General features: G+C 44.6%; 17 protein-coding genes and 1 pseudogene. 10 read left to right on the top strand and 8 right to left on the bottom strand.

Annotated elements, in window-relative coordinates:
* Positions 1-5 precede the first annotated feature (5 nt).
* Positions 6-428 (bottom strand): adenosylmethionine decarboxylase, encoded by a 423-nt coding sequence (speD, locus tag QUB51_RS03690; protein ID WP_190743421.1) that lies wholly within the window; start codon positions 426-428, stop codon positions 6-8.
* Between the two features lie 132 nt (positions 429-560).
* On the opposite strand from speD, the pseudogene QUB51_RS03685 reads away from it, so the two are divergent.
* Positions 561-752: pseudogene (locus QUB51_RS03685) on the top strand (ATP-binding protein); the annotation flags it as partial.
* Positions 753-1031: 279 nt separating this feature from the next.
* Entirely contained in the window at positions 1032-2465 is a 1434-nt protein-coding gene (locus QUB51_RS03680) for a transposase (RefSeq protein WP_333208432.1), read from the top strand.
* A 25-nt stretch (positions 2466-2490) separates the two neighbouring features.
* On the opposite strand, the gene QUB51_RS03675 is transcribed toward QUB51_RS03680, so the two are convergent.
* The 4 genes from QUB51_RS03675 to QUB51_RS03660 all read right to left on the bottom strand — a co-directional run bounded on the left by QUB51_RS03675 (position 2491) and on the right by QUB51_RS03660 (position 8165).
* Entirely contained in the window at positions 2491-3552 is a 1062-nt protein-coding gene (locus QUB51_RS03675) for a pentapeptide repeat-containing protein (protein ID WP_333052406.1), read from the bottom strand.
* Between the two features lie 1492 nt (positions 3553-5044).
* On the bottom strand, positions 5045-6256 hold the full coding sequence (locus tag QUB51_RS03670) for a histidine kinase (RefSeq protein WP_333259630.1): 1212 nt from the start codon (positions 6254-6256) through the stop codon (positions 5045-5047).
* A gap of 391 nt (positions 6257-6647) precedes the next feature.
* Positions 6648-7130, bottom strand: a complete 483-nt coding sequence (locus tag QUB51_RS03665) for a BON domain-containing protein (protein WP_333052400.1) — start codon at positions 7128-7130, stop codon at positions 6648-6650.
* Positions 7131-7610: 480 nt separating this feature from the next.
* Positions 7611-8165, bottom strand: coding sequence for a hypothetical protein (locus tag QUB51_RS03660; protein WP_333052397.1), 555 nt, complete (start codon positions 8163-8165; stop codon positions 7611-7613).
* 69 nt (positions 8166-8234) lie between these two features.
* On the opposite strand from QUB51_RS03660, the gene QUB51_RS03655 reads away from it, so the two are divergent.
* Positions 8235-9635, top strand: coding sequence for an S-layer homology domain-containing protein (locus tag QUB51_RS03655; RefSeq protein ID WP_333259627.1), 1401 nt, complete (start codon positions 8235-8237; stop codon positions 9633-9635).
* A gap of 643 nt (positions 9636-10278) precedes the next feature.
* A complete protein-coding gene (locus QUB51_RS03650) occupies positions 10279-11313 on the top strand; it encodes a histidine kinase (protein ID WP_333052393.1) in 1035 nt (344 codons plus the stop codon).
* Between the two features lie 299 nt (positions 11314-11612).
* On the opposite strand, the gene QUB51_RS03645 is transcribed toward QUB51_RS03650, so the two are convergent.
* The gene (locus QUB51_RS03645) at positions 11613-12602 is read right to left on the bottom strand and encodes a hypothetical protein (RefSeq protein WP_333052389.1); all 990 of its coding nucleotides are present in this window, start codon (positions 12600-12602) and stop codon (positions 11613-11615) included.
* A gap of 229 nt (positions 12603-12831) precedes the next feature.
* Positions 12832-13809: a DNA polymerase III subunit delta gene (gene holA / locus QUB51_RS03640; RefSeq protein WP_333052388.1), complete on the bottom strand. Its 978-nt coding sequence runs from the start codon at positions 13807-13809 to the stop codon at positions 12832-12834.
* A gap of 176 nt (positions 13810-13985) precedes the next feature.
* On the opposite strand from holA, the gene QUB51_RS03635 reads away from it, so the two are divergent.
* From QUB51_RS03635 to QUB51_RS03615, 5 genes are all read left to right on the top strand, one after another.
* Positions 13986-14726, top strand: a complete 741-nt coding sequence (locus tag QUB51_RS03635) for a DUF1868 domain-containing protein (protein WP_333052683.1) — start codon at positions 13986-13988, stop codon at positions 14724-14726.
* 409 nt (positions 14727-15135) lie between these two features.
* The gene (gene cbiE / locus QUB51_RS03630) at positions 15136-16440 is read left to right on the top strand and encodes a precorrin-6y C5,15-methyltransferase (decarboxylating) subunit CbiE (protein ID WP_333052384.1); all 1305 of its coding nucleotides are present in this window, start codon (positions 15136-15138) and stop codon (positions 16438-16440) included.
* A 371-nt stretch (positions 16441-16811) separates the two neighbouring features.
* Positions 16812-17510: a hypothetical protein gene (locus tag QUB51_RS03625; protein ID WP_333052382.1), complete on the top strand. Its 699-nt coding sequence runs from the start codon at positions 16812-16814 to the stop codon at positions 17508-17510.
* A gap of 3 nt (positions 17511-17513) precedes the next feature.
* Positions 17514-18356 (top strand): DUF1822 family protein, encoded by an 843-nt coding sequence (locus tag QUB51_RS03620; protein ID WP_333259624.1) that lies wholly within the window; start codon positions 17514-17516, stop codon positions 18354-18356.
* Between the two features lie 300 nt (positions 18357-18656).
* Positions 18657-23414 (top strand): CHAT domain-containing protein, encoded by a 4758-nt coding sequence (locus QUB51_RS03615; RefSeq protein ID WP_333259621.1) that lies wholly within the window; start codon positions 18657-18659, stop codon positions 23412-23414.
* A gap of 9 nt (positions 23415-23423) precedes the next feature.
* Here QUB51_RS03615 and QUB51_RS03610 read toward each other — a convergent pair whose 3' ends face one another.
* Positions 23424-25202: an SWIM zinc finger domain-containing protein gene (locus tag QUB51_RS03610; protein ID WP_333259617.1), complete on the bottom strand. Its 1779-nt coding sequence runs from the start codon at positions 25200-25202 to the stop codon at positions 23424-23426.
* Positions 25203-25465: 263 nt separating this feature from the next.
* Between QUB51_RS03610 and QUB51_RS03605 the strand changes: the two genes are divergently transcribed.
* Positions 25466-25663, top strand: coding sequence for a hypothetical protein (locus QUB51_RS03605; protein WP_333259614.1), 198 nt, complete (start codon positions 25466-25468; stop codon positions 25661-25663).
* Positions 25664-25751 lie beyond the last annotated feature (88 nt).

The raw sequence follows: 25751 nt of genomic DNA, 5'->3' as shown, positions 1-25751 counted from the left end.
GGCCATCATCCTCTGGCGGCAATCGTTTCTACTGAACGAGGGGCATACTGCTCTTCACAAGCAGAACCTACGATTCCCACCCCGGGCTCGAAACCGCGCGTGAACTCAGTGAGTTTTACCTGTTTAGCTTCCAAAGCTGTCTGTAGCACCTTCATGGCTCGGTGAGGGTCGCCGGCTCCGCAGAAAAATAAGTCTGCAGCAAAATAACCGTGTTCAGGCCAAGTATGGATTGCTATATGAGACTCTGCCAAAGTAGCAGTAGCTGTCACTCCGTGAGGACTAAACTGGTGTACGCACAAATCGATGAGAGTAGCTCCTCCGGCTTCGATCGCATCGAGAATAGCGCGGCGGATACGTTCAGGATCGTTGAGCAGGTCTCCAGGAGACTGCCAAGCATCAGCGACCAGATGGGTTCCCAATTGTTTCATTCTGCGGGGTTTTACCTCTATTGATTTTTAAGTCTCAAACCTTTTAACCATAGCACGGTGTCAAAAATTTTGCAAGTATGTTTCCCAAAGAAAGATGAAGATTAGGAGGATGGAGCTCTAAATCGTAAATTTGGGGGTTTGGGATTGGGGCTGGCGCGCGCGCGTCAACTTGGGGAACTGCACGGCGACAGAATTTGGGTTGAGAGTAGGGGTGAAGGACAGGGAGCCACCTTCACCGTTGAACTTCCCCTCTTGCATACCGCGAATCCGGTTGAAGAAGTTGCCGCTGGGGCTGAAGCTCGAAAAGTTTTGAGTTTTAAATGAAAGATTATTTAACTCCCAGCCGGGAAGTCCCTCGGTATATTTAGAGGGGATTAATCTGAGCGCTCGCGAAGTACCCCGACTAAATTACCGAGCGTGATGTCCAGAAGCGTTGGGTGGAGGAACGGAAACCAACAATTAATCTCGCCTATCACGAATCAATCTTCGGGAACATCTTGATTTTAGATGCTTTTTCCAAGTGTTGAAATAATAATTTTTGGGGTGGCATTTTGGACGTACATAAACTATACTATTCAAAGGTCGAAAACAGGAAGTTTAGAAATGCAACTCACTTACAAATACCGCCTCAAACCCACGAAAGCTCAATCAACAACGATTGTGGCTCACTTAGAACTTTGTCGGCGGCAGTACAACTACCGATTAGGCGAAAGATTCAGGTGGTGGGAAACCACGAGAACACCCATAAACGCTTGTCCCTTGATTGTTTCGATAGTCCCCGTTGAGGAGATTTATCGAAATATTCCTTTGACGAGAGTCCAAACTAGGGATGGCAGGAAAAAGGATGAATCAGGCAATCCTTTGACTAAAAAAGGTGATGTTTTCTCAAACATTGAAGGCGGATATGTACAGTGGCAGACAATTCAACTTGCTGACTTGAAAAACACAAAAAAACTGTTTCCTGATTACAAAGTGTTGGATTCTCAGGTTTTGCAAGATGTGGTCAACAGAGTTGAAACTTCCTTCTCAAACTTCACCACGCCCGATAAAAATGGCAATCGTAGAGGCAAGCCCAGATTTAAGGGGCGACCCTACTACAAATCCTTCACTTATCCTCAGTTAGGCAATTTAGATATTATCAAGGATGAGCAAAACAGGATTTGTATTGACCTCGCGAAAATAGGTCAAGTGCCGATGGTTTTCCATCGTCCAATACCAACTGGTTTTAAAGTTAAGACGGTTACAGTCATCAGAGAAGCGGATGGGTGGTATATTGCATTGACGCTAGAAGATAAGACGGTTCCCGTAACGGTTGCAGAAATTCAACCGACTGACAAAAACACTCTTGGTATCGACTTAGGAATAACAAATTACGCCTATCTTTCCAATGGCGAAAGAGTTGAGAATCCTAGATTCTTGAGAAAGTCAGCCCAAAAACTGGCAAGGCTTCAAGCGAAATTAGCCAAAAAAGTCAAGGGTTCTAAGCCTTGGAAAATTATCAAGGATAAGGTTTCCAGACTCCATCAATTCGTTGCCAGAGCCAGATTGGATTTCCAATTCAAAACGGCACATGAGCTGTTCGGTAAGTGTGATGTTTTAGTTGTTGAAGACTTGAGTGTCAAAAACCTGACTAGACGCGCCAAACCCAAGACTGATATTGAGGATGGCAGTTTGGTTTATTTGCCAAACGGTCAGTCGGCTAAAAGCGGTTTGAATAAATCCATGCTTGATGCTGCTCATGGGCAATTTACTAACGTCCTCAAGTATGTCGCTTGGAAGCTAGGCAAAAGCGTTTTGTTTATTGACCCGAAGGGAACTTCCCAACATTGCTGGAACTGCCTCAACAAAGTACCGAAAGAATTATCGGAGCGGTGGCATTCTTGTCAGTGTGGAGAATCATTAGATCGAGACGAAAACTCAGCCAAACTCATAAGAAAGATTGGTCTGAATTACGAAAGTGGCGGGGGAACTCCGTCACTCAAAAAAGCCTTTGAAAAAAAGGAAAAAGAAGCCTGCGGTCTAACTGTACCCAGTTGACCGTCAGGTTAGTTCACTCAACTCATCAATCCCGGCTGTGAGTAGCTCCATTCGGCAAAATCGCCCCGCCCAAAGCTGCTTCATTCAAATTATCAACATTCAAGCTTGCCCCAATCAAATTAGCCTCGGACAAATTAGTTCCTGTCAAATTCGCCCCTGTCAGAGAACTTAGGAGCAAACCCGCTCCCGACAAATTGGCGTGACTCAAATTCGCCCCCCGCAAATCCGCTTCCAGCAAGCTAGCACCTGCCAAATTCGCACCGCTCAAGTTAGCTCCCCGTAAAGAAGCTTTGTTCAAATTCGCAGCCCTCAAATCAGCATTGTGCAGAATCAAACCATTTAAATTAGCTTTACTTAAATTAGCTCCCTGCAAGTCAGCCCCGCTCAAATTAGAGCCATTTAGATTGGCCGATTGCAAATCAGCACCGCTCAAGTCAGCACCGCTCAAATTAGCAGCGCTAATAGAAGCCTCCCGCAGACTTGCTTCGCTCAAACAAGCCCCAACCAAATTGACGCCGCTGAGATTTCCGCGATTGAGATAAGCCCGAGTTAAAGTTGCTCCGCTCAGGTTCGCCCCGGTCAAGTCTACCTCGCTGAGAATGGCTCTCGTCAAATTTGCTCTGCTTAAGTCAACCCCGCTCATAATTGCTCGGCTCAGCGTCGCCCCGCTCAAATTAGCCTCAGTTAGTTTTGAGCCGCTTAGCAAACAAGCTCCTACTAAACTCGCTCCCGTCATAACCGCTTTGCTCAAGTCAGCCTGAGACAATATTGCTCCGCTGAGATTGGCGCCGCTAAAATCTGCGGAGATCGCCACAGTTCCAGTGAAACTAGAACTTCCCAGGTTGGCTTCAATTAATTTCGCCTTAGACAAATTAGCTCCGCTCAAGTCGGCGGCGTTTAAATTAGCTCCAATCAGTTTGCTTCTAATTAAGTTGGCACCTTTCAAATTAGCGTTGCTCAAATTTGTTCGACTGAGATTAGCTTCACTCAAATGAGCTGCAATGAGGTTAGCTCCTCGAAAATCTCGTTCCCCGTTTCTATGTCTAATTAAAAGTTCATCGGCACTTAAAAGTTCAGTGAAATTCATAAAAAAATTGAGTGAGTTTCCTTAATTTCTCGATGTTCTATGTTGTGTGAAAGTTTGTACTATCGTGTTTGCCAGTCAGTTTTTTAAACTAATACTGCCACATTAACAATTGTCAAAACTGCTTGATTCCTACCATCACCCTGCTCTCATAGTTATAATTTACGAAAATAAACCGGGTTCTGGTATAATCTGAGGTTGGCTAGCGCGGAAGTTATGAAAAAACCGCGTTTCTCGCCGCCTGTAAGTCCTGTAAGTATTATTTGGCTAGTAATTATTTAGCCGTTGATGTTAGTTGTTAATTGTTAGTTTTATTTATACTAACTGCTAACCACTAATATTACCTGCTAACTAATTACCAAAATACCGAGAAGTTGTCGATCGATCTTGTAAAGATAGATCGAATATTTGGGGTATTGCTGGCGGCATCCGCGCCGCATTCTGACCGGAAAAATTGCTGGTACTGGCGATCGAATTTATTAGTTAGTGCAATCAAGAAACAAGATATCGGAGCTTCAACCCCAAATGCCTTCTACATAAGTGCCTTCTATCTTCGATCGCCCCTGAAAGCAGAGCTCGGTCAGCTCAGCTAGTTTCACCTCCCCCCACTGTGCTGCGCGCAGCGTGAAATCCAACAGGAAGGCTGTTTCCCTCGGAGTGCTGAGCGAGCAGCAGGCAAAGCAAACAATACGCTGCGCTGAGCCTGAGATTTCGCGAAAAAATTAGCCGCGAGCCATTGTGCTCCCGCGCTGCTGTGCTTGCTGTTAATGTTTACTCGATCCATGAGCGCTTGCGGTTCTAATTTACAGAACACCCGACACCTGACGCGCTCCCGGACATAAAAGCTGTTTCTGGGCTTCTCAAATGTTTCGGTGAGGCATTCCCAGAAAAACTGTATTCCTGTAGCAGGTATTGCCAACGGCAATTCTGCTGCTACAGCTAACTAATGACCAGCCTAAGTCTTGCCCGAAGCCTCCGACAATTATTACTATTCTAATATTTGCCGACCACCGCAGGCATTTCTGGGCGCGCGGGACTGGGTACTTCACCTGTATAAGTTGGTGAAATTAGCCACCCCATAATTAAAGATAGTCGCTCTTTGACTAACTGGGCAATATCTGCTGTAATTTATGTCATCAAATTTGATAATACTGCAGGGTTTGCAATCGAGCTGTAGTGAGTGTTACAGAGTAAAAAACTGCTGCTGATTTAGGCTATAAAAATTAAGGGAGCCCATCGCTCCTCCGGCGCAAAGCCCAGCTCACGGACCCGGCCCCTAATCAAAATTAAACTTTTGACAGGGGGCGTTTTTAAGTTTCCAGAACAAAACAAAAGCCGGCTTTCAGAGAAAAAGCCGACTTTTGAGATAATTTTACTGACGAAGCGTAAAACCGCTAGCTCGCCGGTGTTGGTTGGATCACTTTCTACAATCCGAGTGCGCGAGGGCGACTACCCTGCAGGAAGTAGAAACAATACCCAAACAAAGTCTTAATTATTAAACCCGACGGTTGCCGGTAAGGCCCTGATTGGGATCGTAAATACCAGGCGTAGTATCAACCCCTGGAGTGCCAGGAGCGCCGTAATCAGCCCGAGCAGTATCGACGCTGGGATTATAGTCGTAGGTGTTCCAATGTTGAATACCTCCGCGACTCAGAATGCTTTCGGCTTGAGCGACTTCTGCTTCGCTGCCGTCAACCAGTACCAAGTAATCTCCTCTGGCCACGCGATCGTTGTATACTTTAGCTTCCTCTTCGGGAATTCCCATACCGACTAAAGCTCCGATCAAGCCCCCTGCTGCCGCACCCAAAGCTGTACCGGCAAGTGTAGTGGCGATCGCCGTAGCTGAGGCTCCTGCCAGCATAATCGGCCCGATGCCCGGAATTGCCACTAGGCCCAGACCTACCAACAAGCCTGTCAAACCGCCCAAAGTGCCACCGGTGAGGGCGCCTTTTGTGGCCCCTTCATCGGCCTTGTTGTCCGTGCTGTCGTGCACGTCAATGCCTGCGATGTCGCCCTTGGAGTCAGCATCCTTAGCGATGACCGAAACCCGATTCATGTCGAAACCGGCAGTTCTCAGTTCTCCCAGTGCGTGTTCCGTCTCGTGGCGGCTTGAAAATACTCCCACGGCGCGCTTCTGGCGACCAGAAGCTCTGCGGCCGGTGTCTGCTGGCACATCGTAAATGCCCCAATCCTGAATGCCCCGCACGCTCATAATTCCTTCGGCTGTGGCAAGTTCGGCATCTGTACCTTCTACGAATACCAAATATTCTCCGCGCGAGACGCGATCGTTATAAGCTTTAGCTTTATCTTCGGGAACTCCCAAACCGACCAAACCGCCGACCAAACCGCCTGCTGCAGCCCCAATCGCGCCTCCGACTACAGTATCTGCCAGCAGAGTTGCGATCGCACCCCCCGCCATCACCGGGCCAACTCCCGGAATCGCTAGCGCTCCAATGCTTCCGAGTAACCCAATCAAACCGCCCGTCACGACTCCCGCTGTCGCCCCTGCTTTGGCGCCACCACCGACTTTCTCGTCGGTACTCTTACCAGCGCTAGCGCCCGCAATTTCGCTGTTATCTAGCTTTTCCGCAACTACCGAAACTTTATTCATCGGAAACCCGGTACTTTGCAGCTCCATCAGGGCTAGTTCCGTATCTCGGTAATTAGAAAATGCTCCTACAGCTCGCTTGTGTTGACCTAAAGCCATTTTTTTTCTCCTGAAAAATATACTACTTTTACACAACCACAGAATTTATGCTCTGCCATCAATCACATTTAGTCATTTTTTCCCAACAATTTTCATCGGTCGCTGGGAATAACTTCCCACTCTATCTTCAGGTTGGTTTCCCACTCTTTTTCCGGGATGGGAAATCGGAAATTGGGAAGGGGAAGTTGCAGGTATTGCGTGAGTTTTGAATGGGTGAATTTAAAATTCAATTTAAACTCTTTCACTTTAAAACCCAGCTCTCCCTAGATAGTCACCTAAGCATTGTAATCTGCTCCGCAAGCAATCTTACAATGCCAAACTTTACCCTCTTCCCTCAGACTTCTCTCCTACTAGATAACTACATCTTTCCCTCGGACTTCTTCCGGCTCATTTATTGATTGCTGCTAGGCGATGCGGGTGCAGCGGGGGCGACAACAGCCGTAACATTCACATCTTTGACACCCTTAATCTCTTTAGCTAGCGGCTCAATTTTAGCTAGATCAGTTTGATTGGGAACTGTGCCACCTACGGTGACAAGCCCGTCTTTGGCCTCCACAGTTAGCTGACCTTTAGTGATGTTTACTTCTAACTTGGACCGCACTTCACTTTGCAGGTCGCCATCGGCTCTTATGGCATCGCCTCCCGTCACATTGTTGCGCTGTTCTCTGGCCCTAATATCAGAATTTGCTTGGTTTTGGCGAATCTGGCTAGTGGCGTCACCCTGAGTTTTTTGAACTGTCTCGGCTGGGGGCGGGCTAGTGGTATTTCCTGTGGCCGAATTAGGAGCATCAGCGCTCGTTTTAGCCACGTCGCTGCAAGCAGCACCTCCAAATAATAGGATGCCGCTGAGGAGAATTGGTGTTAATTTGTTCATAATAGGTTAATACCCTCCGGGTAAGCTTTCTATGAGGCTGACTTAGTTGAGCCAGATGGGAGCGAGATGGAGCAAGACAGCATCTTTGTTTGTGCTTTCTGGTTTGTGCTTTCTGCAATTTAAAAATCCTTATATCAAATATATAAACTTGAGCAAGTATCTACATCGCTCCACGGGTGTAAAATTTATCTATGTCGTTAGATAGAGTACAAAAAATACAATAAGGTATTACGTGAAATCAAGCGTAATTTAGTTCTGACTACATTCTTCCTCAAAAACGCGGTTGATGGGAATCTTTTTTGTTGCCCAAGTCAAGATTTTCCTGAACACCCAGTTGCCAAGCATAAGTTTTATTAATAAATTAGATAACCGCTCCCCACTCGTTTTTCTCTCTTTCCTGGAATCTGTGACTTATTCCTTCAACATTTCTCCGTTAAATCCGTTAAATATCGTACACTACCCATTACCCAACTTCCTGCTTCAAAATAAACGAAAAGAGTCGAGAAATTTTTGAGCATTTTCGGGTTCTGAGGTAGTGGCTACCAGCCCATAAACGCGCGTTTCTACCAAAAAAACTTGACCTACACCTACAGGTTCAGTAGGGGAAAGTGGCTGAAACTCAAACTCTTTTCCCGGATAGCCTCCGAGGGAAATATCCCGCACTTGCAAGACTTTAGCATTCGCCCCTACGACGAAAAAATCAACTGCACTATTTAAAGTTATTCTGATATTATTGATATTATTGTTAGTCAGGCGAAAATCTAGGTCAAAGTATTGAAGCAAATAAGTTTCTTTGTTTTTAAAGTTCGATCGGTATGTATGAGCAATAATTTGATTTGAAAAAATTTCATAATTAATTTTGGGATTTGCCGGCATATCGATCGCAAACTGACCCATCGCTGAGCAAAATGGCTGCCACTCTGGCATCTGAATGGCTGTCCGCAGCGGGGCTGGTTGAGATGCAGCAGGACGGGCAAACTTGACAGGGTATGAAAGTAATGTAGCAGTAACTAGAAGTAAATACAGAAATTTCATTTGGGTAATAAATATATTTGCCCGATCGATCTGCGCTAGCCTAGAAATATATCCGCAAAGGGGGGATTTATGCTGAATATTATATTTACTCAACGGCGAGGCAACTCTCAAGGACGCTCTAAAATCACTAAAACCAATAAAACTAATATACTCGCTGCTGTAAATACTTGGCTGGCTGTGTGTCTGCTGGCTGCTGTCACAGGTTGTGCAAACAGCCCCAACAGCAAGGCACTTGAAGAATCTTTAGCCGCCGATCCGAAATTAAAACAAAATCCAGTGGTTTTCTCTTCCCCGCCACCAGCGACAGCAATTGAGACAAACTCTACCGCCAAACTTCCTCCCGATTTCCCGACAGAGATTCCACTCTATCCTAACGCTGAGTTAATCGAAGTTACTGGGCAAACCGATCCGTCGCAAAAAAATGTGCGGCTGCGCTGGGAAAGCACAGATCCGGTTAATTCGGTTGGGAACTTTTACTCTACAGAGTTTGGGCGTCGCAACTGGGAAATAGTCAGCCGCCCCACCGCCGAGGGACAAGGTTCTTTGGTAGCAACGCGAGATAATTTACGGGTAACAGTGTCGCTTTCTCCTACTCAAAAAGTAGGGGGTTCTACAGAATTTGCGATCGACTACAGCAAAGAAAGCCCCGAAATTGCCGCCAGTCCCCAACCTAATAATTCCGAGTCTAGCGCATCTCCAACCGCTTCACCAACTCCCTCTAATTCAGAGGGAACTACTCCAACACCATCCGCATCGCCAAAATCAGCACAAGTTAGCCAACTAGACACCCAAATTCCTCAACAGTTGCGGCAGTTTGTGGCAGATTTAAGTCAGTTGGAAGTGCTGAAAGTGCGAACGACCGAAAGTGCTAATTTAGAAAGTGGCCGCACTTTACCCAAACCCAACAAAATTGTCACTCGCCGCGAATACGCCCGCTGGTTAGTAGCAGCTAACAATCAGATTTATGCTAGCCGTCAAGCCAAACAAATTAGATTAGCAGTAGACTCTAGCGAACCGGCTTTTTCTGACGTACCCAAAACTGATCCGGATTTTTCAGCAATTCAAGGTTTAGCAGAAGCCGGTGTAATTCCGAGTTCGCTTTCTGGAGAAACTAAAGATGTGAAATTTCGCCCGGATGCACCTTTAACTCGCGAAACAATGATTCTCTGGAAAGTGCCTTTAGATAGTCGTCAAGTTTTGCCGACAGCTAACATTGAAGGAGTGAAAGAAAAGTGGGGTTTTCAAGATGCTTCTAAGATTGATTCCCAGGCGTCGCGGGCAGTTTTAGCTGATTTTAACAATGGAGATTTGGCGAATATTCGCCGGGTTTTTGGTTTTACTACTTTGTTTCAGCCGAAGAAATCAGTGACTCGTGCCGAAGCTGCTGCTAGTTTGTGGTATTTTGGCGTTCAAGATCAGGGATTGTCTGCTAAAGATGCCCTGGAAGCAAAGTCTCCACCTGCTGAGTAGAGTTGTTTGGCGTGGTTAAAAGTTTTGAACACAGCATCTACTTACCAATACCCAAGAAACCGGGTTTTTTCTCTGTAAGCAAACCCGGTTTTTGCGTCCAAGACTGACGAAATTGTACCAATTTTTGATTGATCGGCGTGCGATCGCCCCCCACAAAAATTGCAGCTTGAGTTTCTAGGATTTCTGTGAATATGGCTGACCCAGAAACCGACTTTTATCTACGAAAATGCCCAATACAACGCGAGGCATATCCGCTGAAAAACCTTGTTTTTTTAATTTCTATGGGCGAGTCATCGTAAAAAATTATTCTATAAATTATACATCGGCTTTTCTGTCGTTGTGGCCTACCCTAGGGGATAGATTTTTTTTTAATCTTAATTTCTGTATCCTGCCATACAACCGCTGCATTTGGCGGGCAAATTTTCTACATATTTTAACTAATATCGTTTCCGGTTGTATCGGAATGATTTAACCGCAGAGGGCGCTCCAGAACGCAGAGGGAGAGAATACAGAGAGGAATAATTCCGATGCTACCGGATTTGATATAACACGTTGTTCAAAACTCTCAGTAGGATTCCGGATGGCTTAGCGGCCTTAACGATAAATGAAATACAGTGTTTGAGCTCTTGGAGAGCATTTTTTAATGTACGATATTACCTTATTTACCCCGCAAGACATGGCGAAATGCAGCTTAGTCCTGCGCCAGTTCGGTAGAAATACTGCTAGTATGGAAGCCAGCAGCCAGAAGATTGTTAACTATATTTACCGACATTTTTGCGATTCGCAAACTGGAGAAAATACCTGTGCTTTAGTGCGTTTGTTCAAAACTCATCCCTACGGGGAGTTAGAAGACTCATTGCAACAATCCGCGCGCCGCTTGATGAAGGGCAATTCCCCCGCCGCCGACATGAAATGTTGGACTCTGCTAGCAGCAGCAGGCACAGAACCGCAGTGGAATTCTCGGCACACCGCAGCAGACAATACAGCTATTCCATTAGTTAGCACAAAATTAGTGGCTCAAATGCCGGCGATTTCGGAAATAATCCGGCAGTTTGGTTTAGACATTCCTACATTCCTCGGAATAGAGCGAGAAAGGTTCCTGCAATTAGAACCCGCAGTATTAAATATTTTTCACGTATCAGAGGCAAAAGGCAGCCCCTTTATTCCTGAGCAAAATTCTTTAATTATCCCCTACCACGTCAAGTCTGTCTTGGCATTTGGGGGACTTCTGCCGTCAGGAAGTGTGTTTGCGGTAGTGATGTTCCTCAAAGTTAAAATTCCCCAAAGCACGGCTGAAATGTTTAAAGATTTGGCACTTAGTGTCAAAACCGCATTATCTATGCCCGAAAAAAAAAGTGTTTTTGACTATTCAGGAATTTCTAAATTTTTTGTTACTAATAACAATATTGCCGAAACCCAATTACTTGAATATCAGGTGGCTAATCTGATTCAATTGCTGGACTTTTCAGAACAAGAAATGCTCAGACAAGCCGCTCGGTTTCAAGAGACAATTGACAATTTACAGCGCGAACTTGCCGACTACAAAAATAAGGAAGAAGCTTTCAAAGTAAGCCAAAATTCATTTACAGGCATCCTCAATATTCCCAAAGATGCTATTGTGCGCGTAGATAAAAATCAAGGAATTCAGCGTTTTAATCAAGGGGAAGAACAAATTTAAACTAAGCTCTGTGTTTAGGAATGAGAATTAAATAACTTCCACTCTTGAAAGTGGGATGGGCCTAAGAGCCCATCCCACAATAACAATTAAAATTGTAAGTTATTTAATTCGCGATCCTTAGCAACCAGGCTGACGGGGTTGTCACGCCGTCAGAGCAATAGGTAAAGTTAAATGAAATTTTAATAAAATTGAAAAAAGTCAAAAGTAAGAAAGCTTTCAGTAAAAACAAGTTTTTTTACTTTTGGCTTTTGACTTTTGACTTTTAGCACATCGAGTATTCAACTCAAAACTCAAAACTCTTAAGGCGCTGCTGCTGCCCTGCGGTTGGCAACAATCAGGTTAGCCTGATATTCTGCCGCTTTTTGCTGAGCCTTTTGATAGTTAGGGCTGGTTGACGGTACGGCTCTCATGAGCTTAACCGCTTGTTGCCACTGGCTTGCTACTGCGATCCACTCATTTTGAGACTGAGCCGTCTGGGCCGAAATTGCTGCCTTCTGAGCTGTGTTAACGGCTTCCCTCCAAGAGTCAGGCTTAGGCGCGGCGGCTTTTGGTGCAGGTGAGGCTGGAGCTGGGCTTGCTGGCGCTGTAGCAGTGGGAGCGGGTTTTGGTGCAGGGGAGGCTGCCTGTGGGGTGCCCGGAGATGTGGCGGTCGAGGATGCAGCGGCTTTAGAAGGGGGAGATGAGGGTTGGGGGGAGGGGGAAGCAGCTTCGGGGGCTATCGGTTCTGGGTTAGAGTCGCCGAAGGGGAAAGTTTTAGTAAAGAAAAGCCCTGCGATCGCCACCAGAGGTACTAAGATACCCACAGGTATTACCCATTTGGGAAATTGTTTTTTCGGAGGCGGGGCTTGCTCTTCGTCTTCGTCTTCGTCTTCCTCGTCGTCATCTCGATCGAATTCTCCTTCTTGATAATAGTCTTCCTCTTCGGGCTCGACATCATTTAAACCTACAGAGTCGTCAGGCATTCCACTATCCAAGGGGTAAGGCATTGAATTTGCAGGCATCAGATCAATTTCATCTTCCCACGCAGGCTCACCGTCACCTGTTCGACGCCCGTAAACCTTTACAGTGTGAATTGATTCGAGTCCCAGCTTCGTCATGCCGGTGCGGATGAAATCGACCAATACCATTTGATCCGGTACTTTGTCTGCCTCCAGAATTATGTGGAGGCAGCCGTTGTCCCGCGTCACATCGGCGTTGATGCCTTTGGGTTTGAGTGTACGGTTGATGCTAGATGCGATCGCTTTTGGATCGCCTTGCTTGAGCAGTTCCCGCGGGTTGTGTTGTGTCATGGGTAGCGCTCTTTTTTTTGGGGGGGTGGAGAGCCGGCAAATAATATTAACCGATCGGCATTCGGCGGACAATATTTATTTACCACATTAACTTCTACTTTGGCATTCTGAGAGTATTTCTAGTATCTATTGACCTTTTGGCCTGCGATCGGGCATCAAGCACATAGCCACTATCGAAATTTGTTGTAAAAATTTACAGTAAGGGGCCAATTCTGTGCCCTGTCGCGCATCAGCGAAACAAGCTAGAAAGTTCTATAACTTTGGTTTGCAGGGTTGAGATTTCTTCCCGGCCCCGCTTTAAAGAAGCTTCTAAGTCTAGCAGCAAGGGCAAACTTTTTTGCAGTTTTTCTAAGCTGGCGTTCTTGACTTCTTGACGAAAATAGTATACTCGTTTCGGATTGCCTAGTTCTAGAGCTTGAGCAATTTTATCATCGCGATCGCCCGCTTGGATCATCGCCTTTACCCACAGCCAAATCCGAAACTTACCAGTCAAGCCAGCCACAATCCTCAAACCAGGCTCGCTGCGGCCAGTTAAGCCTGCCAATAAATCCAAAGCGGCGGAGGTATTGCCCTCGCGAATCGCATCGGCTAGCTGGAAGGTATTCTGGGCGTGACAGTGTACCAGTGCCGCAACTTCTTCCGGGTTCAGAGGTTGGCTGCGGTTGCCCGCAAACAGCAGCAATTTTTCGAGTTCGCTGTATAGCTGTCTAGTATCGCTGCCAATGGATTCGGCCAAAAGTTCGATCGCCGTGGCGGTCAATTTTACGTTCATTTCGCCTGCGACTTGACGCACCCGCTGGGCTAATTCTTTGTCATTCCAAGGCGGAATCGGTGAAAATTCTCGAAATTCGGCGGACTCTTTCAGTAACTTGGTAGATTTGAGCCGGCTGTCGGGTTTTTTGACGGATGTCAGCAGCAGCACGGTGGTAGGGGGAATCACCGGCAGTGTCCGTTCAAATTGCGCTAACAGTTCAGGAGAGCACTGCTGCGTTACAGTCGTATTTGCCAGCCAGACAAAACGGCTGCCGGTACCGAAGGGCGGCGTTAAGGCTCGATCGAGCCCTTCGACCACAGCGTCGGCCCGATCGGCAATAATCTTGTCATAGTTAAAACTAGCCCAGTTGGGGTCGAGGACTGTTTGGCGCAAACTGGTCACAGCCTGGGCCATCGCAAAGTCGTCTTCCCCCCAAAACAGGTAAATTTGCATAAAGAACGCTCAGTAGCCCAAAAAATCACAGTTGCACGTTCCGCAAGTCCAACATATCCTGAATAGGACTGTTGGAAGCCCGCACCATAATATAAAATTTGGTGTGGGAGTTTGTCACCGCGAGGAAATCAAGATTGGATGATACTTATCAAGCTTACGTAAATCGGGTGGCGCGAATGACGCTGCTGGACTCCTACAAGTCCCAGGTGGAACACATTCAGGAATCTCCAAAATTTAAGCCCGACGAAACTGGCCGCAGAGATCCTGTACCTTTTCCAGGTTATTCGGTGATTACGCCCCCTGCGGGGGAAGATGCGGAAAATGCTGCATTTTATAGTAATTTGCACTCGAGCCAACAACGGCTATTGCAGGAAATAGCGGAGGGTTCGCTCGTGGCACTGCCTCCTGATACCTTCCATTTAACCGTAGCCGATTTGATCTGGAGCAGCGCTTTTCGAGATGCCTCTGATAAAAATCCCGAATTTGAGGAGCAACTGCGCTCGCGCATGGCCGATCGTTTTGCCGCCTGCAAACCCTTGGCGGGCGGCGCTCCCATTCGCTGGATAGTGCTGGGGTTGATGGTGATGACTAGAGCTGTGGGTGTTTGTTTGGCACCGACGGACGAAAACTCTTACAAGCAAATTCTGGAGTTTCGCCGATCGATCTATCAAAATCCCGATTTAATGGCTTTGGGAATCGAACAGCAATATCATTTTACGGCACACATTACTCTGGCTTATTTTGGGGATGTCGGGCCGAACCTTGACCGCGATCGCTTGTGCGCTTTGCTGTCAGAGTTAAACGAGCAATGGCTGGACACGCCCCAAGAACTGTCCGTACACCGAGTGGAACTGCGGAAGTTTGACGACATGACCACCTATCTCCGGCAACCGGAATGGCCTGTTTTTGAGTTTTAACGAAGGAAGAAGGAAGAGGGAAGAAGGAAGAGGGAAGAAGGAAGAAGGAAGAGGGAAGAAGGAAGAAGGAAGATTTTTTCCCATCTCCCACTCTTCCCATCTCCCACTCTTCCCATCTCCCACTCTTTCGCCCCCTCTCCCCCTCTCCCCTGTGACAATAGTCAGGATATTGGCTATTAAGGGATCAGAATTAAATAAAATCCACTTTTCATGACTGTTGTGGGATGGGCCTAAGAGCCCGCCCAGAAAGGACGGGCTCTTAGGCCCATCCCACAAGAAAAAAGGGAAATTATTTAATTGACGATCCTAAATGCTTTAATTATTTTTGTTTGACATTAAAGTCAAGGAAACAATTTATGAAAAACCAGGAAAAATCAGTAATTCTGGTTTTTTACTTTTTGCTTAAAAAGTGACAGTAAACGTTGTTGGTATAGGTTTAGATGGAGCTGCTGGGCTGAGCGAATCGGCGCGGCAGGTTGTAGAAATGGCCGCTCTGCTAATAGGGAGCGAGCGCCATTTGAGCTATTTTCCCCAGCACGACGGAGAGCGCTGGGCGTTGGAAGATTTGACCGAAGCAATTCTGGAAATTCGGCGCTGGTGGGCGACCCAAGCCGAATTAGAGCCCTCTGCGGGGACGGTGGAACCCCGCGATCGACCGATCGTAATTTTAGTGGCCGGCGACCCGCTGTTCTACGGCTGGGGAAAGTTGTTAATTTCCCAATTGCCGGCAGAAAAATTGACGTTTCACCCCCATGTCAGTTCTGTGCAGTTGGCTTTTAACCGCTTGCAAATCCCTTGGCAAGATGCTCATTGTGTAGGCTCTCAAGGACGCTATTTTGAGGAGCTGACGGCGAAGCTGAAGCTCGGTGTGGAGAAGATTGCGGTGCTGGCGGACGAAGCTCATACTCCGGCTTTACTGGCAAGTTTGGTGAAAGCTCTAGATTTGCCGACACGCTACAAGTTTTGGGTTTGCGAAAATTTGGGGGCTGCCGAGGAACGGGTAAGCCCCAAGTCTCTGGAAGCTTTGCTGGGAGAGTCTTTTGCACCGCTGAGCGTGGTGGTGATGCTGCGGGAACCCCCGCCGGGGACGGAACCTTTGGATTTGGAAAAGTTGCCTTTGTTGGGAATACCGGATGCAGCTTTTATCGGTTGTGGAGATAAGCCGGGTTTGACGGTTGAACGGGAAGTGCGGGTGTTGGTTTTGGCACAATTGGCTTTGCAACCGGGACAAGTTGTCTGGGATGTGGGTGCTGGTAACGGTTCTGTGTCGATCGAGATTGCTCGTTTATTCCCGCAGTCTGAGGTGTATGCGATCGAAAAAACGGTTTCTGGTACTTCTGCGATCGAGTTCAACTATGGCCGTTTTGGGCTGCAAAATGTGTTCTCGATTCACGGAACTGCCCCGGAAATCTTGCACCGCTTGCGTCCTCCGCACCGGATCTTTATTGGCGGTAGTGGCGGAGGGTTGACTAAAATTTTGGGCGTTTGCGCGCTGCGGCTGCTTCCTGGAGGCTCGATCGTGCTGGCTTTGGATGCTTTTGAGGATATTGCTACTGTTTTGAGCTGGATTGGCGATCGGGTGCGTCGGGAACCGCACTGGAGTTACCGAATCGTGCAAGTGCAGTTATCGCGTTCTGTGGCTGGGGGGAATTCAACTCGTTTTGATGCGTTGCGGCCTGTTTCGATTGTGACGATCGATCGACACTTGAATTAATCTGAAATCTGTGATATTCGCGCTTCATCGTCGGGCGTACAATCGAGTCAACATTCAACACTCAACCATCATTCAGTTTTGCGACCCCGAATCAACAATTAACAGTCATGAGGAGTGAAAACCGCAATTGATATAATATCCTGTCCGGTCGAGCGATCGGGATTTTTGTAAGGGCGGGTTCACCAACAATACCTGCCAATAATGGACAATCTCAAAAACCCGCCCCGACCGGGATATTATGGTTTATCGATCGGACACGATCTAACTCTAACTTTTGGGTCTACGCAGAACACAGAGCATCCTTTGGTTAGCGGAGAATCTCCAAGCGGTGCAACAATGATTTTAGAACTCAAATAATTAATTTAACACCTATGGATCAACTGCTGCGCCAACTAATTGAGGAGGTATGCGAGTATCCCCAAAACAGCTCCCAAAGGCGCAAAGCGATGAACCGATTGCTCGCCGAACTGCAGGAACTTCCCGGACTACTGCGATCTGCACATCCCGATTATTTAGACGCCTTAAATAAAACCTGGGTATGGGTGAACAAAAGCATTTGCTCGAACTTCAAGCTTAGCGATCCGAATGTGTCAAGACGACTGCGACAATGGATAAATAGTTACCTAGAGTGGCGCATTAAGGATTTGAATTTACCTTCTCAACCGCCCACCTACAGTTTAGATGCCCTCATAGGAGGCTCAGATACTACAACCGCGTTGCTGGATGTGCTTTCAGAAACAAGTTTTTCCCCTCCTACCCGCAGTGGTTTGGATGGCTATATCGCACTTTTAGAGCAAGAAAATTATCAGAATATTATTCAACAGCTAGAACAATACGTCCAAGAAGACCCCGATGGGAAATTTCGCTCCTGTCATCCTAAAAATCATCCAGAGTGTAACTGTCAAGTGATCACATTAAAGGTGCTGTTTAAAACCACGCCTGACAAGTTTACTGCGATCGCCAAAGAATTTAACATCAACTACCAAACTCTAAAATCACACTGGGAAAGGAACTGTCGCCCCTTGCTCCAAGCGATCGCATTAGAGCTAGGATACACAAGAGAAGATTAAATTATGCAAAGCACAAACCCAACGCTATTGACAGTTCCACTAGGTACTGATGCTCACCGCACCGCTCGAAAATTTGCTGCCGAAACTCTGCAACTCGCTCCTGAATTGACAAAGCATGAGGCTGCCAAACGAGTTTATGTGAATACTTTAGCAGTTTATGTTGTCTATAGTTACCTCAAATGGCAAGCCTACGAACCCGATTTAATTCAAGGCGATAGTTGGCATCCAGTCGTCCGTGCCCAGTGGGATATTGCTGATTTAGTGTTACCAGGGATGGGTAAATTAGAATGCCGCCCGGTTTGGTTTGGAGAAAGTGCGATCGTAGTTCCACCAGCAGCCATAGAAGACAGAATCGGCTATGTAATAGTGGAATTTGGGGAAAAATTAGACTCAGGAAAACTGCTAGGATTTACCCCATCACTGGATAATTCTGCATTGCCAAGCCAGATCCAGATTGCCCAACTCCAAAACTTAGATGATCTGATCGATCATCTCTATCGTCTGGAATTAGGAAATCAGTTTTTGAGAAGTGACGATCCAGTAGCCGTAGAAGTGCGACAACTCTTAGAAACACAAAACTTTTCAGAAATTATCGCTCAATTAGAGCGCATTTACCGAACTACTAAACCCATTAAATGGCGGTATGCAGGAGCAGATGTATTAGTCGCTAGTATTCCTATTAATCCTGATTATCAAAAAGTTGATTATTCTCCTGAACAACAGGCTTTTATTGGAGAAATTGGTCGAGAAGAAAAAGTTATCTCCGCAGATTTACACCGCCAACAATTAGCCCAAAAACTGCTAAATAAACTAGCAGAAGTTTGGGAAATTGAAACAAAAAATTAAATATTTGTTTTTTTCCAAAAACTGAGAACCTCCCATTTTGTAAAAAGCGTTTTTTAGGAATGCGAGTATCATGCTCGCTTGCCTATATATTTGTAACGATACAGATACTTGCACTCCTGTGATATCAAATCCCCTACCATCGGAATTAATATTACCCACAGCTTTAGACACGGCGCAGTGCCCCGTGTCCCGAAAATTAATCCGGGTAGGGAAACGGGACTGCCGTCTCCTATATATCATGTCTGAGTGCAACCGGAATTGATATGAAGCCAAAACTGATATTAACCCAAAAAAGGTAACATGAAAGAACAGCTAAACTCTGCTTATCGTCACCTAATTGAAATGCTACGTACCTGTCCAGAAGGTGAAGAACGAGATATTTTGGATGACTATTCAGACATCCTTAATGAAGGTTTATTAGAGGTGATAGAGGAGGTAGCAGACGAGTTATTAGTTGAGGAAAATGAAGAGGGATCTGACTGGCTGCGGAGTGCTGCGACGATGATAAAAGACTTGATTAAAATTCGGTCTGAATTAGCTAATTCTGAAGACTTGTTAAATTTTTTCCTAGAAGTTTTGGCAGCAATCGAAGCAAGTGAAGGAGATGCAGAAGTTGTATATCCTATTTTAGAGAAAAATTTAGATAAATTAGATGATAATTTTGATTGGTTTTTGCGAAGTTGGGCAACTGACGTTTTAGCGAAATTAGAGTCTGAAGAAGCTTACGATATAGCCACTGTAATTAGCACTTTTAGTGGTCTTCTTCAAGAATTTACTCTGGGCGATTGTGTAAATAATATTGAAATTGCGATCGCGGGATATCAACAAGTAGCGACTGCGCTCAATCGGGAAGATTACCAGGAGGATTGGTTGATTACTCAAAACCATTTGGGGTTTGCTTATCAAAATCGCCTTGCTGGGAACCGTAGCAGGAATTTAGAAAGGGCAATTGAGTGTTATGAATTAGCTTTACAATGTTGTAATGATACCGATGAACCGGAATTATGGAGTGTAATTCAACATCGCTTAGGTTTAGTTTATTTTGACAGAGATGAAGGTGATTTAGAAGAAAATGTGGAGAGGGCGATCGCTGCTTTTGAATTAGCATTAAAAGTGTGGAATTGTCAAGAGTCTCCCTTAAAATGGGCGGAAATTCAGCATGATTTAGGTTTGGCTTATCTCCACCGTGTTAAGGGAAATGAATCGGAAAATATAGAAATAGGAATTAAATATTATCAAGCTGCTTTGGCTGTTTATCCAAAAGAGGATAATCCTACAGATTGGGCAAGAATTCAAAATAATTTGGGTCTAGCTTATTACAATCGTATTCAAGGGGAAAATTTAGATAACCTTGAAAGGGCGATCGCCGCTTTTCACAATGCCTTAAAAGTCCGTACTTATACTGATTTTCCCATACAGTGGGCAGAAACTCAAGAGAGCTTAGGTAATGCTTATATTACAATTGAAGATAATCGAGACGACAATATCCAAAAAGCAATTGAGTGTTATCAAGCAGCTTTAACTGTTTATAGTGCTGAAGAATTCCCCGAACAATCGAGTACGATCCAATTTTATATGGGAGATGCTTACCGTCAAAAAATAGAAAATCGTGCTGATAATCTTGAGAAAGCGATTGAGTGTTATCAAACTGCTCTACAAATTTGTAATCAAGAAGAATTTCCTGAATTATGGGCTTTTATTCATAATGATTTAGGGGCGACATATCTCAGCAGATTCAAGGGAAGTCAAGAACAGAATATAGAATTAGGTAGGAGTTTGATAGAGGCTACTTTACAAGTTTATAATCGTGAGGACTATCCCGACAATTGGGCGAACACTCAAAATAATTTAGGATTTTCCTATTATCTTTCTACAACGGGGAAATATTCGGATAACTTGGAACGGGCAATTGCATATTATGAATTAGGATTACAAGTGTATAATTCTGAGACTTTTACAGAAGTGTGGGGACTGATACAACTTAACTTAGGAGTTGCTTATTTAGAGAGACTAAAAGGAGACCTTTCCGAAAATATTGAAGCATCAATTGCTGCTTTTCAAAATGCCTTAACTATTTACGATCCAGAGAGTTATTTAGAAAATTGGTTAAAAATTCAGAATAATTTAGGGTATGGCTATCAAAATAGAGTTAAAGGAGAGCGAGTTGATAACCTTGAGAAAGCTCTCGGCTATTATAAAATTGCTTTAGATGCTTGCTGTTATAGTCAATTTCCTGAAATTTGGGGTTTGCTCAAAAATAACTTAGGAACTTTTTATTTAAGAAATGCTCAAGGGAATCAAGCTGAAAATGTAGAAGAAGCTATTGTTCTTTATCTTACCTGTCTTGAATCTTATCAAAAAGCATTTAATCGTAAACAATGGTCGATGATTCAAAATAATCTAGGGATTGCTTACCTCAATCGCAAATATGGTAGCCGTCTCGAAAATATAGAATTAGCAATTGAAGCTTTTAATAATGCTTTGCAAGTTCGTAATTATGAAAATTATCCCGAACAGTGGGCGGAAACACAACAGCATTTAGGAGTTGCTCATAGTGAACGAATTTATGGAGATTCTTTACAAAATTTAGAAAGTGCTATCAAATGTTATGAAAATGCTTTACTAATATATAATCGTTCAGATTTTCCTGAACAGTGGGCAATGCTGCAAAATAATATTGGTAGTGCTTATAGCGAACGTCGGCTAGGAGATGAGGATACTAACTTAGAAATAGCCATTAATTACTATCAAATGGCTTTGCAAGTAAATACCCGTCAAATTAACCCTGAAAATTGGGCAATGATCCAAAATAATTTAGGAAATGCCTATAGGAGGCGCACTATTCAAAATGAAGTGGAAAATTTAGAAATGGCGATTTTTTACTATAAGTCAGCTTTGGAAGTTTATACTCAGAAAGATTTTCCTGAAGATTGGGCTATGGTGCAATTAAACTTAGGTTATGCTTATAGCGATCGCACTCAAGGAAGTATTGACGAAAACCTAAAACTGGCGCGGGACTATTACCAAGCTGCTTTAGAAGTTTATACTCTCAAAGATTTTCCTGAAAATTGGGCAACTGTACAAAATAATTTAGGTTATCTCTACCACAATTTAGAGCAGTTTACCGAAGCAATTCAATACTTTAAGTTAGCATTAAAAGTCAGAACTCCTCAAGCTTTCCCCCAACTTTGTCTGATTTCGGGACAAGTTTTAGGTCAAATTGCCTTCAAATTAGGACTATGGAGAGAAGCTATTGAAGGGTATTGTCTTGCTATTGAAGCTTTAGAACAATTGCGAGTTTGGGCTAATACCGATCGACGCCGCCAAGAAATTTTAGGAGAAGATATATATCTTTATGAACATATTGTACAAGCATTAGTTAATACGAAAAATTTTCCACAAGCTTTTGAATATGTAGAACGTTCCCGCTCTCGTCGGTTAGTAGATTTAATTGCCAGTAATGACCTTTACTCTCAGGGAGATATACCTTCTGAAGTAGAAGAATATTTAGCAGAATTTGAAGGAATTCAACGACAGATAGATTGCGAACGTTCCGGTTTAAATAAATCAAGTAAAAAGCAGAAGTTAATTGCAGTTAGAGCTAAGGATCTAATTGATATGGATTGTACACGCAATCGAGCAGCTTTAGAAGCCATTAGTGAAAATATCCAAGGTTTAGAAAGTGAAAAACAACAAATTTGGGAACAACTAAGACGTTTAGATCCGGTTTTAGCGGGCGAAATTCAAGTCATTCCCCCTAATTTAACCGCGATTCAAGAACTCATCGATCGCCCTACTACAGCTATACTTAATTTTTACACTACTGATGAAGATACATATATATTTGTTTTGCGACAAGCCGAACTAAATTTGTACAAAACAACCAGAAAACGAGGAAACAACTTACAAAAATGGATTAATAAAAATTGGCTAACACCCTACTTAGAGGCTGGCGATTCAAGTAAATCAGCCCAAGAGCAATTACAATGTAAAGCTAACTGGAGAAAGCGAATTCCGCAGTTTTTAGCGAAACTTTCCCGCCGTCTGCAAATCGATAACCTGATTCGTCAGTACCTTAATAATATCGAGGAACTGATTATTGTTCCTCACCTTTGCCTACACCAAATTCCTTTTGCTGCTTTACCCTTAGAAAATGGTCAATATTTAGGAGATAAATTTCTAATTCGTTACAGTCCTAGTTGTCAAGTTTTAGAATTTTGCCACAAACGTCCACCTGTCAACGATCGACTAATGTATGGTATTGTGGAAGATGCAACGGAAGATTTACCCTGTGCAAGTTTTGAGGGTGAACAAATTGCCAAACTGTATAATATTCGCCATGAACAACACTTACGAGGACGTAGCCAAGCAACGGTCAGCAACTATCGGCAACTTTCTTTACAAGTCCAGGGAATTATCTCTAGCCATCATGCTCAATCTCGCCTTGATAATCCGTTAGAATCCCGACTGCAATTGGCAGATGGTAGCATTACTTTGGGGCAGTTAATGACACCGGGCTGGCGGCTTCCTCATTTAGTTGATGTGTTTTTATCCTGTTGTGAAACAGGGTTAGGAACTACGGAAATTACTGATGATATTTTGACATTATCGACGGGCTTTTTATGTGCGGGGGCTCGGAGTGTTGTGAGTACGCTGTGGGCTGTAGATGATTTAGCAACAGCCTTATTTTCAATTTTTTATCACAAACTTCGGCAGCAAGGAAGTAGCCGCCCAAAAGCATTGCAGCAAGCACAAATAAATTTGCGATCGCTCTCTGGATCAGAATTTGTCGCTTGCTATTCTCCCCAACTTGGTGATTTATTAGAACGCAAATTTGAAGAGGCGGAGGGCGATCGCCAGTTTGCAGAAAACCAGCGTAATTCCTATCCAGAAGGTTCCCCCGACTATCTGCAATGGCTACAAGAGGAAGAAAAGCGGGCTGAAACAGCAACACGCAATTACAAAACTTTGGAACGACTGGAAATAATTAGTTGCTTAGATTTCCCTTTTGCTGACCCTTTTTATTGGGCTGCTTTCACTTGTTCCGGTTTACGGTAAACTTCAGCCTCAATCTAAATCTGGACTCTTCAGCATTCCCATTAACTTCCGCTTCCGATTGTGTACTTGCATAAGTTGAGAACGATAAGCACACCACTGAAGATTTTGCCCCATTTGTAAATAGGCAGCGCGGGCTTTTTCCAACCACTTAATTGCACGATCGTACTCCTCTGATTTCCCCCGATCCATAATCGATTCAGCAAGCCGACAAGCATTGGCGATCGTCCAATCGGGGCGGTGGGCGATCGCAGCCCCCATTACTCGGTGAACCAGTGCCGATTCGTAGCCACTCAAACCATCAGCAACAGCGATCGCATCTTCAATAAGCCCCTCATAGAGAAAAATATCAACCTGTGCTTCAGAAACTCCCCAACTTCTATCACTTTTCAGAGTTGCTAACAAATTTGCTTTCACAGTTGACCAACTGTTTCCTGCAAACTCCTTCACTAAAAGATAATCGGCAAAGGATGGTTTGATTTCAAAGACGCGCATTCTAGAATTTAATGCAACTTCGTTTTCTCCCAACTCAACAGCCAACTCACTCGTCCAAATTGCTAGTTTATAAAGGCAATTGCCTGACAAATTCAACCCAGTTTGAGCAATTTTTAGAGCTTCAGCTTGGGCTTGCTGTGCTTGTAAACTTTGAGCGAGAGCAAAAGCATCTTCCGCTGAGTTCATCTGAGTAGCGGCAGCTTTCACTGCTTCCTTTACTCTCCCCAAACGACTTAACATCGTCAAGTATTGTTGAGAGCAGTTTTCTGCTTGCGCTAAGTATAAGTATTCTTGATAGCGTTCCTGGCGATCGAGGATTTGCAAGCGAATTAATGCTAAGCTTTTAGCACATTCTGGTGCCTCATTAGCTCCTATTTCTTGCCCCGTAATATTTCCTTGAAGTACCTCTTGAATTAGGGGGTCATCCCAACCTTGGCGTAAAGCTTTCAAGCTCATGCTGAAATCGCAATCCCATTCATCTTGCCAAGCTTCTAACATCCCCTGAAGATCGATCTCTTCTTCAGCAGTTAGTTCAGCCGTTAAAATGGCTTCTGTCCAAGCTTCATCCAAAGCGTTAGCTATATCAGAACTTTCAGCGCCATATTCTTCTACGTCATCCCAATCTTTAACGCAAGCTTCGGTGATGGCTTGTAAAATTACTAAGGCGTTGTTACCATCTCCCTCTGCAATCAATTCCTGTGCTTGCTGAATCACATCTAAAACTTCTTCTGTAATGGGGTCTTCTTCCCCCCATCCCTCGTCGAAATAACGCACAGCATTTCGCAAAATTTGTCGTACTTGTTGTCGAAAAGGAGCCGGATTAATGGATGTACGGCGGGGTGTTTTAGTAGGTGGCTGTGGAGGCGTAGGAATAGCAATTAAGTTAACGTATCGTTCGATCGGATCGATGAGTGAGGGTTCTTTTTCTACTAAATGTTGTATTAATTGCTGGGTTTGTACATCGTTGAGGCGATCGAGTAATTGTTCCAGTGTGGGGCGCTGCTCAATTATTTGTGGTTGTCGCAGACATAATAACATGGTAGAAACAATATGTTTACACCACCCAACGTAATCGTAAGCACAAGTACAATTTGATGATGCCACATTAGCGTCATCAAAGTTTATCGTAATATGGTAAGGTTGCACAGCAGAACCCTCCACTATTGCTTGCACAATATTGCCACGCAGGACAGCGCTAGTAACATTACCCGCTAAATAGTAAGTTTCACCGCGCTTGAGGGAGGCCGCAGAGGTATTATGCTGGATCGTCGCTTCACTAAGTTTGGGAATTGGCATGAGACTATGCCTCAGCAATTAAAGGATTAGACTTGATTTTACCTCAGAGATGTACTCTGCCTAGGATTTAATTGCCTCTCAATGTAAGATTTACAGAAAATTTAATAATCCGTAAAGCAAGCACTGAGAAGCTTTGCAGCTTGATGAGGGGAAATTTATTCTGAAAATTTTGCATAATTGTCTCCCTACCCCCTGGTTAATAATAGAGCGCAGTTGGCCAACTAGCTTCTCCCTTATCCCTTTCTTTGACGGAGAAACGAGCTGTGATACCTATAGTTTCATCTACCCCCCTGACATTATTAGTAATGGGGGTTCCCAATGCTGCGGGAGAAATTATTGCCAATGTAGAGGCAAGTTTAGTATCAGCCGTTGGTAGTTACCCCTTGATGGAAATTGCCCAAGCTGAGCGCAGAACAAAATGCAGTTCTGGAGAGGACGATCCGATAGTTCCTCCGAACTAAGGAATGAGAAATAAATAACTTCCACTCTTGAAAGTGGGATGGGCGTCCCGCCCGTCCTTTTTGGACGGGCGGGACGCCCATCCCACAA

It is taken from the genome of Microcoleus sp. AT8-A3 (assembly GCF_036705675.1).
Lineage (GTDB): Bacteria > Cyanobacteriota > Cyanobacteriia > Cyanobacteriales > Microcoleaceae > Microcoleus.
Note: the sequence above shows the minus strand (reverse complement) of the source record. Positions and strands in the feature narration are given on the sequence as shown.

Coding starts and splice junctions, on each gene's coding strand:
- speD (WP_190743421.1), bottom strand. CDS start 428: ATGAAACAATTGGGAACCCATCTGGTCGCTGATGCTTGGCAGTCTCCT.
- QUB51_RS03680 (WP_333208432.1), top strand. CDS start 1,032: ATGCAACTCACTTACAAATACCGCCTCAAACCCACGAAAGCTCAATCA.
- QUB51_RS03675 (WP_333052406.1), bottom strand. CDS start 3,552: ATGAATTTCACTGAACTTTTAAGTGCCGATGAACTTTTAATTAGACAT.
- QUB51_RS03670 (WP_333259630.1), bottom strand. CDS start 6,256: ATGGCTTTAGGTCAACACAAGCGAGCTGTAGGAGCATTTTCTAATTAC.
- QUB51_RS03665 (WP_333052400.1), bottom strand. CDS start 7,130: ATGAACAAATTAACACCAATTCTCCTCAGCGGCATCCTATTATTTGGA.
- QUB51_RS03660 (WP_333052397.1), bottom strand. CDS start 8,165: ATGAAATTTCTGTATTTACTTCTAGTTACTGCTACATTACTTTCATAC.
- QUB51_RS03655 (WP_333259627.1), top strand. CDS start 8,235: ATGCTGAATATTATATTTACTCAACGGCGAGGCAACTCTCAAGGACGC.
- QUB51_RS03650 (WP_333052393.1), top strand. CDS start 10,279: ATGTACGATATTACCTTATTTACCCCGCAAGACATGGCGAAATGCAGC.
- QUB51_RS03645 (WP_333052389.1), bottom strand. CDS start 12,602: ATGACACAACACAACCCGCGGGAACTGCTCAAGCAAGGCGATCCAAAA.
- holA (WP_333052388.1), bottom strand. CDS start 13,809: ATGCAAATTTACCTGTTTTGGGGGGAAGACGACTTTGCGATGGCCCAG.
- QUB51_RS03635 (WP_333052683.1), top strand. CDS start 13,986: ATGACGCTGCTGGACTCCTACAAGTCCCAGGTGGAACACATTCAGGAA.
- QUB51_RS03625 (WP_333052382.1), top strand. CDS start 16,812: ATGGATCAACTGCTGCGCCAACTAATTGAGGAGGTATGCGAGTATCCC.
- QUB51_RS03620 (WP_333259624.1), top strand. CDS start 17,514: ATGCAAAGCACAAACCCAACGCTATTGACAGTTCCACTAGGTACTGAT.
- QUB51_RS03615 (WP_333259621.1), top strand. CDS start 18,657: ATGAAAGAACAGCTAAACTCTGCTTATCGTCACCTAATTGAAATGCTA.
- QUB51_RS03610 (WP_333259617.1), bottom strand. CDS start 25,202: ATGCCAATTCCCAAACTTAGTGAAGCGACGATCCAGCATAATACCTCT.